At 64.6% G+C, this 17,160-nt stretch carries 15 protein-coding genes; 10 read left to right on the top strand and 5 right to left on the bottom strand.

The window, feature by feature from the left end; genetic code table 11:
- Positions 1-20: 20 nt before the first annotated feature.
- Entirely contained in the window at positions 21-638 is a 618-nt protein-coding gene (locus tag HMPREF9710_RS13020; RefSeq protein WP_005667016.1) for a phasin family protein, read from the bottom strand.
- Between the two features lie 424 nt (positions 639-1,062).
- On the opposite strand from HMPREF9710_RS13020, the gene HMPREF9710_RS13015 reads away from it, so the two are divergent.
- From HMPREF9710_RS13015 to HMPREF9710_RS13000, 3 genes are all read left to right on the top strand, one after another.
- Positions 1,063-2,889, top strand: coding sequence for a putative bifunctional diguanylate cyclase/phosphodiesterase (locus tag HMPREF9710_RS13015; RefSeq protein WP_005667014.1), 1,827 nt, complete (start codon positions 1,063-1,065; stop codon positions 2,887-2,889).
- A gap of 41 nt (positions 2,890-2,930) precedes the next feature.
- Positions 2,931-4,180, top strand: a protein-coding gene (locus tag HMPREF9710_RS13005; protein WP_229409725.1) for an IS3 family transposase whose coding sequence is annotated in 2 segments (ribosomal slippage) — positions 2,931-3,216 and positions 3,216-4,180 — 1,251 coding nt in all. Because the reading frame shifts where the segments join, the coding sequence is not laid out codon by codon here.
- A gap of 18 nt (positions 4,181-4,198) precedes the next feature.
- Complete coding sequence (locus tag HMPREF9710_RS13000) at positions 4,199-4,510, top strand: EAL domain-containing protein (protein WP_005667011.1); 312 nt, start codon at positions 4,199-4,201, stop codon at positions 4,508-4,510.
- A gap of 427 nt (positions 4,511-4,937) precedes the next feature.
- Here the strand turns inward: HMPREF9710_RS13000 and HMPREF9710_RS27910 are convergent, their stop codons facing one another.
- Positions 4,938-5,204 carry a transcriptional regulator gene (locus HMPREF9710_RS27910; protein ID WP_157225561.1) on the bottom strand — a complete coding sequence of 89 codons (267 nt, stop codon included), beginning with the start codon at positions 5,202-5,204 and terminating at the stop codon, positions 4,938-4,940.
- 330 nt (positions 5,205-5,534) lie between these two features.
- Between HMPREF9710_RS27910 and HMPREF9710_RS12995 the strand changes: the two genes are divergently transcribed.
- Positions 5,535-6,554: a chemotaxis protein CheB gene (locus HMPREF9710_RS12995; protein ID WP_005667008.1), complete on the top strand. Its 1,020-nt coding sequence runs from the start codon at positions 5,535-5,537 to the stop codon at positions 6,552-6,554.
- Between the two features lie 214 nt (positions 6,555-6,768).
- On the opposite strand, the gene HMPREF9710_RS12990 is transcribed toward HMPREF9710_RS12995, so the two are convergent.
- Positions 6,769-7,140, bottom strand: coding sequence for a DNA-binding transcriptional response regulator (locus tag HMPREF9710_RS12990; protein WP_005667006.1), 372 nt, complete (start codon positions 7,138-7,140; stop codon positions 6,769-6,771).
- Positions 7,141-7,436: 296 nt separating this feature from the next.
- Between HMPREF9710_RS12990 and HMPREF9710_RS12985 the strand changes: the two genes are divergently transcribed.
- Positions 7,437-7,745 (top strand): hypothetical protein, encoded by a 309-nt coding sequence (locus HMPREF9710_RS12985; protein ID WP_040776208.1) that lies wholly within the window; start codon positions 7,437-7,439, stop codon positions 7,743-7,745.
- Between the two features lie 115 nt (positions 7,746-7,860).
- On the top strand, positions 7,861-8,829 hold the full coding sequence (locus HMPREF9710_RS12980) for an IS1595 family transposase (protein WP_005667005.1): 969 nt from the start codon (positions 7,861-7,863) through the stop codon (positions 8,827-8,829).
- A 243-nt stretch (positions 8,830-9,072) separates the two neighbouring features.
- Here HMPREF9710_RS12980 and HMPREF9710_RS12975 read toward each other — a convergent pair whose 3' ends face one another.
- Together HMPREF9710_RS12975 and HMPREF9710_RS12970 are read right to left on the bottom strand one after the other, a co-directional pair.
- Positions 9,073-9,498, bottom strand: coding sequence for a hypothetical protein (locus HMPREF9710_RS12975; protein ID WP_157225560.1), 426 nt, complete (start codon positions 9,496-9,498; stop codon positions 9,073-9,075).
- 98 nt (positions 9,499-9,596) lie between these two features.
- A complete protein-coding gene (locus HMPREF9710_RS12970) occupies positions 9,597-10,166 on the bottom strand; it encodes a TetR/AcrR family transcriptional regulator (RefSeq protein WP_169331324.1) in 570 nt (189 codons plus the stop codon).
- Positions 10,167-10,553: 387 nt separating this feature from the next.
- On the opposite strand from HMPREF9710_RS12970, the gene HMPREF9710_RS12965 reads away from it, so the two are divergent.
- The 4 genes from HMPREF9710_RS12965 to HMPREF9710_RS12950 all read left to right on the top strand — a co-directional run bounded on the left by HMPREF9710_RS12965 (position 10,554) and on the right by HMPREF9710_RS12950 (position 16,813).
- Entirely contained in the window at positions 10,554-12,179 is a 1,626-nt protein-coding gene (locus HMPREF9710_RS12965; protein ID WP_005667001.1) for an MFS transporter, read from the top strand.
- A complete protein-coding gene (locus tag HMPREF9710_RS12960) occupies positions 12,176-13,345 on the top strand; it encodes an HlyD family secretion protein (protein ID WP_005667000.1) in 1,170 nt (389 codons plus the stop codon). The genes HMPREF9710_RS12965 and HMPREF9710_RS12960 overlap by 4 nt, the downstream gene beginning before the upstream one ends.
- The gene (locus HMPREF9710_RS12955; protein WP_005666998.1) at positions 13,342-14,748 is read left to right on the top strand and encodes an efflux transporter outer membrane subunit; all 1,407 of its coding nucleotides are present in this window, start codon (positions 13,342-13,344) and stop codon (positions 14,746-14,748) included. Before HMPREF9710_RS12960 ends, HMPREF9710_RS12955 begins: the two co-directional genes overlap by 4 nt.
- A 64-nt stretch (positions 14,749-14,812) precedes the next feature.
- The gene (locus tag HMPREF9710_RS12950; protein WP_005666996.1) at positions 14,813-16,813 is read left to right on the top strand and encodes an alpha/beta fold hydrolase; all 2,001 of its coding nucleotides are present in this window, start codon (positions 14,813-14,815) and stop codon (positions 16,811-16,813) included.
- The last annotated feature ends 347 nt before the right edge of the window (positions 16,814-17,160 follow it).

Genomic DNA, 17,160 nt, shown 5'->3' with positions numbered 1-17,160 from the left:
GGCCGGGGGAGGATGGGAGATCAGCGTGGCGGCGACTCCGCCATGTTGTCGGCCTGGCTGTTGCCGCCTTGCCCGTTGCCGGGGTTGCGCGGCGGGCCGGCCTGGCCATCGGGCGTCGCCCCTGCGGCTTCGCCCTGGAGCTGGTTCAGGTAATGGGCGCCGATGCTGGCGCCGCGCTGCGCCTCTTGCAAGAACGCGTCGCGCGAATTCTTGACGGTTTCCTCCTGCTGGCGCAGGCCCTTGTCGGCTTCCCCGGCCGACATGCGGGTAACTTCATCGGCCAGCGTGCGCGCGGTACGCGAGGTCTCCTGCACATGCTGCCCGCTCGCGCGGCTCAGGTCGACCTGGGTGGCGGCGGCAACTGGCGACAGTTGCTGCTGGTACGAGCGCAGCTTGTCGGTGGCGGGCTGGGCGTGCGAGGCCGCCGCCGACAGGGCGTCGGCGGGACGATCGGCGCTCAGCATGCGCTGGGCCGCGCCAGTGGCCTCCTCGAGCAGGGTCTGGCCCAGCTGCATATTGAGCTGGAAGAGCTGCTGGAAAGAGCGCAGCACTGTTTGCGACAGCTCGTTCATGAATGCGGTCCGGGCCTCGATATGCGAACGCAGGGCGGGATTGACGGATTGGGGAAACGGATACATGGCGTACCTTTCAAGGCATGAAGATCGAATGGGATTGGATGCAAGCGCCGGACGCAATGCGTTGACAAGTCTGGCGGGAATGGCAGCGTGGCAGGTGCCCGCTGGGAGAGAACGATCAGGTCGGATCGCGTTTGACCTCCACACTATGCGCTCTTTTCTCGCGTCCATGTGGCCGATTCGCCCATGTATTTTCAGACCATGTCAGGCGGCAAGACCTTGCTCGGGAATACACCCGGAATGGATGGTCACATGCGGGCGCGGCAGCGCCGTTGACAGTCCCACGGAGTACTGCTGCGCTATTTATTTTTGTTAATTTGACAATAAAATGCCGGCCGCTATAATGTGTTTTGCTCCACATCGGCCCATGCGAAGCAGGTTGTAGGATGCGCGATGAGGTTACCCACCGATGCCAGCCGGAGACGCCATGTCTTATCGAGTGCTCATCCTCTCTCCCGATGCGAACGACGTCCGCATCCTGCGCCAGGCGCTGGGCAATGCACGCGATGGGCCCTTCGTACTGGAAGACGCCGCCACCCTGGCAGATGGACTGCGCCGCATCCAGGGCGGCCAGATCGATGCGATCCTGGTCGATCTGCTGCTCCCGGACAGCCAGGGCCTGGATTGCTTCGACCGCTTGTACGCAGCAGCACGTCATACACCGATCCTCACACTATGCGGACTCGACAACGAGGCCGATGCCGTCGAAGCGGTCCAGCGCGGGGCGCAGGGCTGGTTGTCAAAGGGTTTCTTCGACAATTATCTGGTGCCGCAGTCGCTGCGCAACATCATCGAACGCATGAAGGTGGAGCGGGGTTGGTACCTTGCCCAGGCACGTGCCGAAATCACGCTGAACTCGATCGGCGATGCCGTTGTCTCGGTCGACATGGCCGGGCGCGTGGATTACCTGAATGTTGCGGCCGAACTGGCCTGCGGCTGGTCGCGTGTAGAGGCACGCGGACGGCCCGTCGCGGAAGTGATCGATCTGGTCGACGCGGACAGCGGACGCACGATCACCAGCCCCGCCGACGCCATCTTGCATACCAACCAGCCCGCGAACCTGAGCGGCAACGCGATACTCGTTTCACGTCAGGGCCTGCGCATTCCGATCGAAGACTCCGCCGCACCCATCCACGACTGGGATCGGCAGCTCGTTGGCGCCGTGATGGTGTTCCGGAATATCTCCGAGGCCGTGGCACTGACGGCCAAGATGCGGCACCTGGCGCAGCACGATTTCCTCACCAACCTGCCCAACCGCGCCCTCCTGAACGACCGCATCACCCAGGCCATCGCCATGTCAAGGCGCAACGACACCTCACCGGTGCTGCTGTTCCTGGACCTGGACAAATTCAAGCACGTCAACGACTCCCTGGGACACTCGGTCGGCGACCGCTTGCTGCAGGCGGTATCGCAGCGCCTGGTCGCCTGCGTTCGTACGTCCGACACGGTCAGCCGCCATGGCGGAGACGAGTTCGTGATCCTTCTGGCAAATGAACGGCGTGCGCGCGATGCGGCGTCGGCGGCCGACAAGATCCTGCTGGCACTGTCGGCGCCATTCGTGATCGGCGCGCACGAACTGCATACCTCGACCAGTATCGGCATCAGCACTTTTCCGCTCGACGGGACCGATGCCGCCACCCTGATCAAGAACGCCGACACCGCCATGTACCACGCCAAGGACCTGGGGCGCAATAACTACCAGTTTTTCCGCCAGGACATGAACACCCGCGCCGTCGAGCGGCAACTGATCGAGACCAGCTTGCGCCGGGCGCTGGAACGCGGCGAATTCACGCTGCACTACCAGCCCAAGATCGACCTGCAAACCGATTGCATAACCGGTGTCGAAGCCCTGCTGCGCTGGGAGCACCCGGAATGGGGACTGGTCATGCCGGAGCGTTTCGTATCGATTGCCGAGGAATGCGGCCTGATCGTTCCAATCGGACGCTGGGTATTGAGTGAAGCATGCGCGCAGCTGGTACGCTGGCGCGACATTGGAATCTCGAACATTTCGCTCGCGGTGAACATCTCTGCTGTGGAATTTCGCCATCGGGATTTTTTCGCTCACGCGCTCGCGATCTTCGATGCCACCGGCGTGGACCGGGCCCATATCCAGCTCGAACTGACCGAGAGCGTGCTGATGCACGATGTCGCCGCCAGCGCCCTCCTGCTGGCCAGGTTCAAGGCAATGGGCCTACAGATCGCGGTCGACGACTTCGGCACCGGGTACTCCAGCTATAGTGGACCCCGAATCTGAGACGGTGGTTTAAGCTGTCGTCCGCGAAAGGATGACAGCGAATGAGTGAAGGTAAAAAACGCAGGGTGCACAGCGCCGAGTTCAAGGCCAAGGTTGGGTTGGAAGCGGTGCGTGGGGTGAAGACGGTGACGGAGATTGCGCAGGAATTCGGCGTGCATCCAGTACTGGTGGGCCAGTGGAAGAAGGAGATCCTGGAGAACGCCGGCGCCCTGTTCGACGTCAAGCGCGGGCCGAAGCCGGTGGACGAAAGCAGCCCGGAGGACAAGCTGTACAGCGAGATCGGCAAGCTGAAGATGCAGGTGGATTGGCTCAAAAAAAAGCTTGGGGAATGAGTCCGGCCGAGCGGGCACGGTGGATCGAGCGCGAGGACAAGATACCGCTGACGATGCAGTGCGAGCTGGCCGGCGTGCCGCGTTCGACCGTGTATCGGCGGCTGGAGGCGGCGGCCCGACAGGAATGCATCGAGGAGGAGGACGGCCAGCTGCGCGCCCTGATCGACGAGGAGTACACCAGCCGCCCGTTCTACGGCAGCCGGCGCATGGCGGTCTTCCTGCGAGGCCGAGAGCACCGCGTCAACCGCAAGCGCGTGCAGCGCCTGATGCGGGAAATGGGCTTGGCGGGCATGGCGCCGGGGCCGTCCACGAGCAAGCCGCACCCGCAGCACAAGGTCTATCCCTATCTGCTGCGCGGGGTGGCGGTCACGCGGCCGAACCAGGTGTGGAGTACGGACCTGACGTACATTCGGCTGGCGCGCGGCTTTGCCTACCTGGTGGCGGTCATCGATTGGTACTCGCGTCGTGTGCTGGCCTGGCGCATCAGCAACAGCATGGACGCGTCGTTCTGCGTGGACTGTCTGGAGGAGGCATTGCGCCACCACGGCAAGCCCGAGGTATTCAACAGCGACCAGGGCTCGCAGTTCACCAGTGACGCCTTTACCAGCGTGCTCAAGCGCGAAGGCGTGGCCATCAGCATGGATGGGCGAGGACGGGCGCTGGACAACATCTTCGTCGAGCGCCTGTGGCGCAACGTGAAGTACGAGGACGTGTACCTGAAGGGCTACGCCAACATGGCCGAGCTGACAGTCGGCCTGGCACAGTACTTCGCGTTTTACAACGCCGAGCGTCCACACCAGGCGCTGGGCTACGAGACGCCAGATCATGTCTACCGTGCCGGTGTTGGAGGAGGTGCGTTGATCGTCGACAAGTTCGGCGACGCGGACCAAGAGCCGGAGAAAAACGGCGGAACGGGGCAGCGCCGGGCAGCTGCTGAAGTGGAAATGGACACAGCTTAAACTAGCCGGCTGAGTGTCTTGACTGATGGGTCCACTTTAAGCCTCAGTTACCTGCATGAATTCCCGATCGACGTACTGAAGATCGACCAGTCGTTCGTCAAGGCGATCGAGTCGGGAACGGGCGCGGGACGCAACGGCGCGATCGTCATCGCGGTCATCGACATGGGCAAGAACCTGAACCAGCGCGTGATCGCCGAGGGTGTCGAGGACGAGGCGCAGCTCGCTTTTCTCAAGGACCACAACTGCAACGAAGGCCAGGGCTACCTGTTCAGCCAACCGGTGAACGCGGTGCAGATGCAGGCAATGCTCGACAACGGAGGGTGTGGCTGAGCGCCCTGCACTGCGCCATGTCACGGTGTCGATGCCATGGCATCGTCCACTGCCGCCGGCAAGCGCGCAAACTCGTACCGGCGTTTTTGCAACCCCGAACGAGGTGCGCGGTTCTTGTCGAGGCAACCTCTACCGGCGATGATTTCGCCATAAGGTCTTATTGCTGGCGCAATTTCTCCGCTTTCTTTATTTTCTTGTCCGCCTTTTTTTCCTTTGGCGTCTTGGCAGGTTCTTTTTTGGTGGTTTTCTTTGCTTCCTGACTTTTGCTCATGATCTTCTCCGTTTGAATATGGCTATATCGCCATGTGTGATCGAACATTTAATGTCCGGGAATTCGGTCGGAAATCGCTGGCGAGTAAAACAAAGGTGCAGCCCAAGGTCAGGCAAGCAACGCATGGACACGCCACCATCGGCGCTTCGGCATCCATCAGGCCGACCGGACCTGGCCAAATCGTCCTGCAGCCAGATCGCGTTCGAACGTCTCAACCCATGCCGTGCCGTCCCCGGTCGGATATTGCCTGCGTTGCGCAGTCGAATTGCGACGGATGTCGACATAACCCTTGATAGGGTACAACTCGTCACTACACGGATCGGTGATATCCACTTCATGCAGTTCAAAACCTGCAGGGTCGCAAGACCATGCTCTCAGAACCTGCCCATATCGCACCATCTCGTCAGGCTCGATCAGTTCCATGGCAGATCCCCGATAGTGGTAACAATGAATCCCATGCTAGCACGATGCAGGAATCGCCGTCTGCGCCTGCGAGGCATGCGCCCGCAGCCGCCCTGGTCGCGAGCCTGATCGATGCGCGCAAGGGCCGGCGGCAGCCAGAGCCGCGCGGACCACGGAACAACAACGTGTCACGCCTGGGTGACCGGGGGATGCATCGGCTAGAATCGCGCCGCTGCCGGCTTTATCCGCGCGCGGTACGAGACGCCTGGAGACCGCCAGCCCAGGCACCATGGCCCGCGCCCTCTGCTGATATTTTCCGGTAGCTTTGTCGGTATCACTACTGGAGGAACGATGACGAAAATTGTTGTTATCGGCGGGTCAGCCGGCGCGCTCGACGCACTCAAAATCATTTTGCCTATGTTGCCGCATGACTTTCCTTCGGCCATTCTCATTGTCACGCACATCGGTTCGCAAAAAAGCATCATTCCTGACATTCTGGGTCGCTGTTGCGCAATGCCGGTTCGACATGCGACTGACGACGAGCCGATCATCCCCGGACGCGTGCTCGTCGCGCCGCCCGATGAACACCTCACTGTCGTGACCAGAGACGGCAGATCTTACGTTCGGCTCTTGCATGGTCCAAGGGAGAACCACTGCCGACCGGCGATTGATCCGCTTTTTCGCTCGGCAGCGACAGCATTTCTGGCCGACACGATCGGTGTCTTGCTAAGCGGCTACCTGGATGATGGGACAGTTGGCTTGCAGGCCGTAAAAGCCTGCGGCGGCACGGTGATCGTGCAAGATCCGCTCGAAGCCAAAGCCATGGATATGCCTGCCAGCGCCCTGCAACACGTCGATGTCGACCGGGTACTGCGCACGGCTGACATTGCTCCAGCGCTGGTCGGGCTGGCCACGGCGAGCGTGCGGCCGGGAATCCGCGGCCATGACACGGCCGTACCCGATGTTCCGAAGTGGATAGGTGTCGAAAATCGCATCATCAGCAGGGATAGCGCTATGGATGATCTCGAGCAAATTGGCGAACCCTCCTCGCTCACCTGCCCGGAGTGTTCCGGTGCCTTATGGGAGGTCGGCCCTCAGGCGCCGATACGCTACCGCTGCCACACAGGTCACGCTTTCAGCGCCAAAGTGCTGGAGACACTCCAACGCGACGCGGTGGAAGATGCAATTTGGGGTTCGGTGCGCGCTCTCCATGAGCAGGAGCGGCTATTCAGCAAGCTGAGCGAAAGAGAGCGCCAGACAGGGCAGATGGAGCGCGCGGCTGAATACCAAACGAAAGCCATGCAGGCCAGGGAGCATTCGCGCATTCTTCGGGAAGTGGTGGTGAAGCGCGCGTTGGTGGTCAAGACATAAGGCTTGCCATACTAATCCGGCTCCACGAAAGCTGGCACGGCCCAACATGGTACGTACAATCGATTCCGCCAGCACTCGCGATATTACCCTTCGGGGATGAGCATCTCATCTTGAAATGCTCGAGCGTGATCGGTCCCATACGTGCGCCCTTGGACAATGCCGATATCGACAAGCATTTGACGGTGCGCATCATCGCGACGCTCATTCTACAGTTTCATCCTTGCCGACAAGTATGCCGAAGGACTTTGATAAGTGCTTCACCTACAGATTCCAGTATAAATGGCTTTGGCACATAGGCATCCACGAGGGAGGCATTTTGCCCCCGATCGGCAAGAGAGGACGCGATGATTACCTTGATCTCTGGCTGGGCCGCCTTTGCCTCAGCAGCATAGGCAGGATCACCGTCCCAGCCGCCCTTCACCGAGAGGATAAGGGCGTCGAACCCAATCCCATTCGTTAGCATAAGCCTCAGGGCGCGCGCGAAAGTGCTAACGCCGAGCACCCGGTAGTCCAACGATTTGAGCATGTCGCAGATCGACGCGCGAGTGAGGCGGTCTTCTTCGACCAGCAGGATTAAGGCTCGCATGTGACTACCCTCGGTGGATGTTGTTCACTGATCTTACGACACCCGTGGCGCCAACAGTCCCCACCCAGAAAATACACGTTGAGAGTGCACACTTTGCTAGTGGTCCGCCGGTTGATCAACGAGGCATTGAACCTGCCGAGACAAAATCGGCACTCCTAGCATACAAACCAGTCTCCACGAAAGCCGGGGCGACGCACCTGGCAAGCGCGCCGTGCCTGTGCCTGTTGGTCGACGGCGCCTGGTGCTGGTCACGCTTCATCTGCCGCACCCATGCCTCGGCCCACTCATAGTTCAGCATGCTGGTCGAGACCGTGGCGACGCTGGTTGGCAGCGTGTCGAGCAGCCTCTGGTCAGACAGTCGGGCCGGGTTGTGGCGGCCGTACTCAGCCACGCAGCGATGCGCCGTCCAAACCTCGCCCTTCGAGCTTTTCTTCTCCAGCGAGGACGCGGGGACGATGGGCCAGCAGGATTTCGACCTACCGTCCATACTGCTCGGCAGCCTCGTCGTCATCGAAGGTTATCCAGAGTCGCTTTGGAAGAAGCTTGCGCGCAACGCAAAGTTGATATCCGTAGGGTCGCTTGATGATGTTCGCCATGATGCCTGAACAATAGGATCCGACAGCGAAAATAAAGGCGCTGTAACCGTTAGATGTGGATGAGCATTGAACTGCTGAGCTGACCCGCGGTCCAATCCCAGTCCCCATCGATCGGGAGCGCGCCATGAAAGCACCGAAGTTTGCGAAGCTGTTCGCCCAGCTACCGCAACTGAATCAGCCGCAGCGCCAGCAGGTACTCGCCGCCCTGCATCCGGCAGCCGGGCTTGACCGGGTGATTGCCCTCATCGGCGAGATCCGGTCAGAGGGGCGGCGTTGTCCGGATTGCGCCTGCGAGCGATGCCACCGCCATGGCCAGGCCAACAACCTGCAACGCTATCGCTGCTGCGCATGCGGGCGCACTTTCAACGACCTGACCGGCACGCCGCTGGCGCGGCTCAGGCACAAGGGCAAGTGGCTCGAGTATCTGGAAACGGTGCTCGATTCGCGCACAGTCCGCCCTGCGGCCAAGCGTATCGGCGTGCACCGTAATACCGCGTTTCGCTGGCGTCATCGCTTTCTCGACCGGGTCAAGGACGACCGGCCAACCCGTCTTTCCGGCATCGTCGAGGCTGACGAAATGTTCCTGCTCGAATCGCAGAAGGGGTCACGCAAGCTCGATCGCCCGCCCCGCAAGCGCGGCGGCAGGGCTGCGCTGCGTGGCATCTCGCATCATCTCGACTGCATCCTGGTGGCGCGCGACCGCAGCGGCCAGACCATCGACGCCGTCACCGGACGCGGCGCCCTGAAAGTGGCCCAGCTGGTGAAACACCTGCTGCCGAAACTCGATCGGCAAGCGTTGCTGGTCACGGACGCCAACGCCGCCTATCCCGCCTTCGCCCGTGCCCATGGCATCGCGCACCAGGCCGTCAATGTCAGCGCCGGCGAACGGGTCCGCACCGGTGTCGAGGGCGCCATCCATATTCAAAATGTGAACGCCTACCATCGCCGTTTCAAGGAATGGCTGGTGCGTTTCCATGGCGTGGCGTCGCGCCGTCTGCCTAACTACCTGGGCTGGCATCGGGCGCTCGATGGCGGGCGGGTCGCTTCTGTCGAGCAATTGCTGCGTATTGCATTCGGGGTCATCAACAGATAACGAGTACAGCGCCAAAATAAACGGCCAGGCGACGGCCATTTGGCCGTTATCAAGTGCGGTGTCCCGCTCAAAATGAACGGTGTTGAACCCAATGCAAACGGGCCCCGATGGGGCCCGTACTATGAGGATCTGGAGGCGAGGACGGGAGTCGAACCCGTCTAGACGGCTTTGCAGGCCGTATCGCATCAGTTGAATCAATGGTTTGCACAGGGATCTCCTTTTTCAGCCTACCGTCCGGTGGCACTAAACTTCTGTGCTTGGTGAGACACGACGACACGCTAAAGGTTGCTCGATGGCGATGTTGATTTTCTTAGCGCGAGGCTTTTCGAAGAAGTGCGACTCCACCGCATGACGGAAAATCCGCTCGTAGGTGAAAGGCTTGAAGCTGCCCATGGGATGGCTATCGTCGTCGCTCCGATATCGCACTATTACCTCGACCCGGCCGTCCCAGACAGTTTCGATAATAGGCACATGTAACTGGGCTCCTCGCGCGAAGGACATGATGGCGCGCACGTGCTTGAACAGGCTCTCGACCTCCGTGCGCCACGTTGAAAAATTCACACCCTCTGGCGGGCCTTCAATCGCAAGCGCGCCTGTCACATGGTTTTTTTCGGATGGCTCCAATATCATGGGGCCGCGCAGCTCAATTGTTCCAAGGCGACGCGCCATTCATGGCCTGTACCGCGGCCGCGGTGAGCCAGGACATCCGGAAGCCTGCCCGGAAAGGCAGGCCAGGCATGACGTGGCAGGCTGCTTCGCGCCGGGCGCTAGCCGGGTTCGCAGGTCGCAGCGCCGAGCGATGCCGGGGCTCCGCGCAGTTGCGCCGCCTCGCATACCAGCAGCCAGCCGCGTTCGACCATCCTGCGGCGCGTATCGGGTGCGCGGGCGTACAGGGCGCCGCTGAGCATGGAGACCAGCAGGATGACGTCCGATACCACGAGGTCGGCGCGGCAGGCGCCGCCTGCAACCGCCCACGCGACCGGTTTCTCGAATACCGCCGCGACGCGCTCGAGCGCGGAAAGCAGTGCCGGGTTGTCGTGGTCGAGCGTCATCCAGATTTCGGTCAGCGGCGCGCGCACGACGATGCGCTCGGCGACAAAGTGCAGCAAGCCCCCCAGCGCAAGCGCATCCTGGGCGACCGAAGCGGCCTCGCTCTCGAGCTCGTCGATGGCGCGGTCGAGCAGGCCGACGATCAATGCGCCGCGGTCGGGGAAATTCCGGAACAGCGTGGCCCGGCCCACGCCGGCGCGCTCCGCGACCACGTCGAGCGAAACCTTGACGCCGGCTTCCAGGAACACCGCTTCAGCCGCGTCGAGCAGCTTGGTCCGGTTCTGCACGGCGTCGGCACGTCGGCGCAGCGTCCCTTGTTCGGCCTCGGGCGCGGCTGTCGCGTTATTGTGCGACCGCACATTCGTCGGCGTGCTAAAGTCAGCCTTAGTGGAACTTTGAGTATCACTTATCATGTCTTGGTGCCGAAACTGGTGGCCTGCCGCACGCTGCCCCTGGGGGCGGCAGTGACGGGCAGGATTGCATACGAACTTACCACAGCAGGCTCCGCCCAGGCATTTCATCGATAAATGTAAGCATGAAATACTACTTTTTGGCGCCGGATATCGGGCAGTGCACAATCAGGCTGTGGGCAAGGAACGCCTTCAGGCAAAGGGGACATCATCATTAGCGCCTCGCCTTACGCCATACCGAACTGGACGCCGGAAGAGCGTCCCATGCTGCCGGGCTCGGCCGCGGCGCTCAAGCACAGCGCACCGGTGCGTGCCGCCTACATCCTGGTCGGGGTCCTGCTCGGCATCACCGGCGGCCTGGGCAACGCGCTGGTGAGCGCCAACCTGCCCGGTATCCAGGGTGCGCTCGGCCTGACGCCAGTCGAGGGCACCTGGCTGGTCGCCGCCTACCTGATGGTGAACGTTTCATCGAACCTGGTCCTGTTCAAGTTCCGGCAGCAGTACGGATTGCGCCTGTTCGCTGAAATTGGCCTCTCGCTCTACGCGGCCGTCTGCATCCTGCACCTGTTCGTCCATGGCTTCGCCTCCGCCCTGTTCGTGCGCGCCGCCAGCGGTTTCGCCGCCGGCACGATCACCGCACTCAGCACGATGTATGTGCTGCAGGCCTTTCCCAAGGCGCGCATGGGCCAGGGACTCGTGATCGCGCTCGGCATCTCGCAACTGGCGACCCCGCTGGCCTGGCTACTGTCCCCGACGCTGATCGACCTGGGAGAATGGCGCTCGCTGTACCTGTTCGAAGCCGGGCTCGCGCTGTGCTGCCTGGCGGCGGTCGTGGTGCTGAAGCTGCCTCACGGGCAGCGCATCAAAACCTTCGAGGCGCTCGATTTCCTGACCTTTGCCCTGCTTGCCCCGGCCCTGGCGCTGGTCGTTGCCGTGCTGGCGCAGGGGCGGGTGCAGTGGTGGTCGGCCCAGCCCTGGATCGCCTGGGCGCTGATCGCTGCCCTGTTGCTGTCGCTGCTGGCCGTGCTGGTCGAATGGCACCGCCCCAACCCGCTGCTGCAGATCCGCTGGATGGGGACCCTGTCCACCATCCGTTTCGTGATCGGCGCCATGGGCATGCGCTTCCTGCTGTCCGAGCAGACCTACGGCGCCACCGGCTTCCTGCGCACCCTGGGCATGGGCACCGACCAGCTGGTCCCGCTGTACGCGGTGATGATGGCCGGACTCGTGGCCGGCATCGCCGCCAGCGCCCTGACCTTCAACCAGAAGACCGTCATCCCCCAGATCCTGCTGTCGGTGGTGCTGATCGCGGCCGGCAGCCTGATGGACTGGAACGCCACCAACCTCACGCGCCCGCACGACATGTTCCTGAGCCAGTTCCTGCTCTCGGCGGCCGCGGCCATGTTCATGGGGCCGCTCCTGCTGGCCGGCATCATGCCGGCCCTGAAGCAGGGAACGCAGTACATCATCAGCTTCGTCGTCCTGTTTTCGATCAGCCAGAGCATCGGCGGGCTGGCAGGCCCGGCGATCCTCGGCACCGTCCAGCAGTTCCGCGAACACGAGTATTCGGCCGCCATCAACGCCGGCGTCGACCCCACCCAGCCGCTCGTTGCCCAGCGCCTGCAGATGCAGGGCCAGGTCTATGGCGGCGTGGTCGGCGACCCGGTACTGCGCCAGGCGCAGGGCACGGCCCAGCTCGCGCAGCTTGCCACCCGCGAGGCCAACGTGCGGGCCTTCAACGACATCTTCCTGCTCAACGGCATCATGGCCCTGGTCTTCCTGGGCTGGTCCCTGTTCCATGTCGTGCGCCTGGCGCTTGCCGCCCGCAAGGCGCCGCCCGCCTCGTCCCCGCCCGCCTCCGGGCCCGACCAACCCACCGACGCATCATGACCGACACCACTAATCCGAACCCCGCCCCCAAGACCGACACCCCGCAGCGCCAGGACCTCGTCGATTCGGACGGCCGCCCGCTGCCGCCCCCGCCGGCCGAGCCGCCCAAGATCGACCGGGCCAGCAGGCCGGTCATCGTCGCCATGGCGCTGGTCGCCGTGGTCGGGGTGGCCCTGATCCTGTGGGCCTGGCAGCTCGGCCCGTTCCGCAGCACGGTGGTGACCACCGAGAACAGCTATGTGCGCGGCCAGATGACCGTGCTGGCGCCGCAGGTCAACGGCTACGTGGCGAGAGTGCTGGTGCGCGACTACCAGCGCGTGAAGGCGGGCGACGTGCTGGTGCAGATCGACGACCGGATCTACCGCCAGCAGCTCGACCAGGCCAGCGGACAGCTCGCCGCCGCCCAGGCCAACCTGTCGAACCTGACCCAGACCGCCGAACAGAACCAGGCCGAGATCGAAGCGCGCCGCGCCGACCTGTCGGCCGCCGAGGCCGAACGGGACCGCGCGCAGGCCGACGAGGCGCGCGTCGACGAACTGGCCCAGCGGGGTTCGGTGTCGCTGCGCGAGCGCGACCAGGTCCGGGCGGCGGCGCGCGCGGCGGTCGCGAACGTGGTCAAGGCGCGCGCCGCGGTCCGCATCGCCCAGGAGTCCGCCAAAGCCACCAGCGTCTCGCGCGAAGGCCTCGAGGCCCAGATCGGATCGGCCGAGGCGCAGGTCAGGCTGGCGCAGATCAACCTCGAAAACACCGTCATCCGCGCCCCGCGCGACGGCCAGCTGGGTGAGGCCAGCGTCAGGCTGGGCCAGTACGTCACTGCCGGGTCCCAGCTCATGTTCCTGGTGCCCGACGTCCTGTGGGTCGTGGCGAACTACAAGGAAACCCAGGTGCGCGACATCCGCCCGGGGCAGGTCGCACGCTTCACGGTCGACGCACTCGGCGAGACGCGGCTGACGGGGCGCGTCGAGGGGTTCGCGCCGGCCACTGGCTCCGAATTCAGCGTGCTCCGTCCCGACAACGCGAGCGGCAACTTCACCAAGGTGGTCCAGCGCCTGCCGGTGCGGATCACCATCGATCCCGACCAGCCACTGGCGGCCAGGCTGCGACCCGGCATGTCGGTGGTCACGCGCATCGACACGGCCAGCGCCGGCGCCGGAGAGCGCCCATGAGGACGCGCCCGCTGCCGCCCTCCGTCCTGGCACCCGCTGTTCTCCTCGCGGCGCTGCTGTCCGGCTGCGTGCCGGCCGAGCGCCAGCGGCCCGAGGCTGCGGCAGTTGCCGCGCCCGCGGCGTGGCGCGCCGGTGCGACCGGCAACGCCACCGTAGCGCCGACGTGGTGGCGCGCCTTCGGCGATCCGGTGCTGGAACGGCTCGTCGAACAGGCGCTGGCGCGCAACACCGACGTGCTCGGTGCCGCCGCCCGCGTGCAGGAGGCGCAGGCCAACATCGCCCTGGCACGCTCGGCCATGCTGCCCTCGCTGAACGTCGCCCTCGGCGCGCAGCGCGGACGCAGCCTCGGCGCCGCCGGCGCCGCCACCAGCACGGCGCTGCAACCCGAGGCCCAGGTGAGCTGGCAGGCGGACCTGTTCGGGCGGCTCGGCCGGCTCACGCAAGCCGCGCGCCTGCAGTATGTTGCCAGCCAGGCGGACCGCGACGCGGCGGCGTTGTCGGTGGCGGCCGAGGTGGCGCAAGCCTATATCGGGCTGCTCGCGCTCGACGCCCGGCTGGTCGTGTCCCTGGAAACGGTGGAGTCGCGCAGGGAGGCGCTGCGGCTCGCGTCCGACCAGGCCGAAGTCGGCTACATATCCGAATACGAGCTGACGCAAGCGCAGGCCGAATATGCCGCGGTGGAACAGGCGATTCCGCAGCTGCGCCAGGCAATCGCAGCACAGGAAAACGCCCTGCGGCGGCTCACCGGCGACCTCCCGGGCCCGGTGGAACGGGGCGCCAGCCTGCGCACCCTGCAGCTGCCCGCGGTGCCGGCATCCCTCCCTTCCGACCTGCTGCGCCACCGGCCGGACATCCGGAGCGTGGAACTGACGCTGGCCGCGGCGGACGCCGGCCTGGGCGCGGCGCGCCAGGCATTCCTGCCCCAGGTCGCGCTCTCCGCCAGCCTGGGCCAGCTGTTCACCAATGCGCTCGACTACGACCCGGTCACGGTGTGGAGCCTGGGCGGCAGCATCCTGGCACCGATCTTCAACGGCGGGCGCCTGAACGCCCAGATGGACGTCGCGATCGCGCAGCGCGACCAGGCGGCGTACGCCTACCGCGCTGTCGTGCTGGCGGCGTTTCAGGACGTGGAGACCGCCCTGAGCGGAGCGCAGCGGCTGGCCGAGCAATTCGACCGTGCGCTCGAGCGGCGCGAGATCCTGTTGCGCACCACCGCGCGCGCCACCGACCGCTATCGCAGCGGCTATGCCTCCTACCTCGAGCAGCTGGACGCCCAGCGCAGCCTGTATTCGACCGAGCTGGATGCGATCGGCGTGCGCGAGGACCAGCTCAACAACATCGTCGGGCTGTACCGCGCACTGGGCGGCGGATGGCGGGGCGCCGCCGGGAAAGCCGGACAGTGAGCCGGCACCCCGGAGCTTGCCTGCGTCCGGACCGGCCTGCCCGGCGTGCCGGCTGGGGAGGAACATGAACCCGCGCTCGATCGGCGGTCGGCTGCTGCACCTGCTGCTGGTCGCGCCGCTGCTCGCCGGCTGCTCTGTGCTGCAGCAGTTCGAGGACCGGGTCGCGGTGCGCCCGGTCCAGCCGGGCGAGTACATCGCCCGCAAGCGCGGCGACATCCTGACCAGCGGCCGACCCGGCCAGGCCACGCTGGAAACGATCAGGGTCGCAGCGCTCGACGGCGCCTGTCCGAGGCCCGACAAGCCTTCCCTCGAATGCATCGCTGCGCTGGCACGCGCGGCAGCCATCGAAGACGAGCGGCGCCTGTCCGCGCTGTCGGAACTATGGGTGCAGCAAGCCTTGTCGCTGCCCACCGGCACGCAGGACGGCGCTGCGGAACCCCGGCTCGGCGCCTGGCTGGAAGCTGCACGCCATGCCTATGCCTATCTGTTCTTTACTGGACGCAAGCCTGGCCAGCGCGCTTTCGAGGACCGGCAGACGCAGGTGCGCGACTATTACAACCTGGCGGTGCAGGAAGCCGCCGTCATCCTGTTCGCACGGCAGCACGGCCGCGCCCCGGCGGACGGCGGCGGCGCGCTCATCCGTGCTGGAACGTGGGCGATCCGGACCGACCTTTCCCGTGTCAGGATGGAACCGGGACTGGAGCGGCCGCAGGAGCTGGTTCCCGCCTCCGCGCTGGCGTTCTCCGGCCTGCGTAGCCAGTACCGGCGCGACGGGTTCGGGGCCGAACTGGTCGCGGTCATCGACGCGGATGCCGACGCGTCCTTGCGTGGCCCGGCGGCGCGCGCCGGCGCGCCGGGCCGGCCGGGGCCGCAGCGCAGTGCGGCCTGGAGCGCCATGCCGTATCGGGCGCTGACCGCGCTGGCCCACTTCCAGGGCAGGACGATTGCCGAGGTGTTGTCCACCCACGCATTGACGATCACCGCCTACGATCCCTACGAGCACGACCAGATCACGCTGAATGACGAGCAGGTGCCGCTCGCAGGACACTTCACGGCCGGCTACGGCCTGTGGCTGGCACGCTCGGGCTTCGCCAGGCAATCGATACAGGCCTTGTTGGGACGCAAGCTCGGCATCGACCGGCCACACCTGTATCTCATGCAGCCCTATGACCCCGGGCGCCGCGTCATCGTCATGATCCACGGCCTGGCCAGCAGCCCGGACGCCTGGGTCAACATGGCCAACGAGATCATGGGCGACGAAACGCTGCGCCGGCATTACCAGGTCTGGCAGGTCTACTACCCGACCAACCTTCCGGTCGCGCTCAGCCATTTCCAGATACGCCGGGCGGTCCACGACGCGCTCCGCCATTTCGACCCCGGCAGCGCGGCCCCGGCTTCGCGTGACATGGTGCTGATCGGGCACAGCATGGGCGGGCTGATCGCACGGCTGATGGTGTCCTCGGCGAAGGACGGTTCGCTGAGCCGGCTGATCGAGGAAGGCACTTTCGACAGCGGCCAGAAACAGCGGCTCCAGGCGCGTCTCGCTCCGCTGATCGACTTCGCACCGATGCCCGAGGCGCGGCGCGCCGTGTTCCTCGCCGCTCCGCACCGGGGTACGCCCATCGCGCGCAGGCGGCTCGGCTTGCTGCTGGCAGACATCATCCGCCTGCCGTTGACGGTCCTGGAAGGACTGGCCGACCTCATTCCTGGCGACGCCGCCGGAAGCGCTGCAGCGGGCACCAAGCGCCTGCCGAACAGCCTCGACAATCTCAGGGACGACGACCGTTTCGTGCGGGCCGCGGCGGAATTGCCGATCTCGCCGCAGGTCCGTTATCACTCCATCATTGCCCGTGCCACTGCCGACGGGGCACTGGCCGATACCGACGACGGGCTGGTTCCCTACCGCAGCGCGCATCTGCCAGGCGCCATCTCGGAGAAGGTCATCGTCTCGGGGCACAGCGTGCAGGAGACAGCCGCGGCCATCCTGGAATTGCGCCGCATCCTGCATGCGGACCTCGCCGAACAGCCGAAGCGCGACCAGTTTCACGCCGCCCCGGCACCATGACAGGCACCAGCGATGGCCAGTGCCTGGCAAGCGCCCCGAACGATCCATGCCTTGCGTTCGACCCGGGTCTTACATTGGCATCGTTCCCTCCGGCACCATCATCCACAATTACCAGCTTCGTTCGACCTCGACAATAAAAAGCCCCCGGATTCGGGGGTTTGGGTCATCTTTAATGCCTGTGCCTGCCAGTCATTGCCGATCTGCGGATCACTCCCACTCAATGATCAATTGCTGAGCTAATCCGTTGTTAATTGTCAAGTCCCGCCTGTTCATAAACCCGTTTGACAAATAATTCGGGGCGCTTTTTCTGCCATTCTTTGAGCGCCAGAATTGGTGTTTTGCTGTCG

Origin of the sequence: Massilia timonae CCUG 45783, from assembly GCF_000315425.1 — a bacterium.
Classification (GTDB): Bacteria; Pseudomonadota; Gammaproteobacteria; order Burkholderiales; family Burkholderiaceae_D; genus Telluria; species Telluria timonae.
Note: the sequence above shows the minus strand (reverse complement) of the source record. Positions and strands in the feature narration are given on the sequence as shown.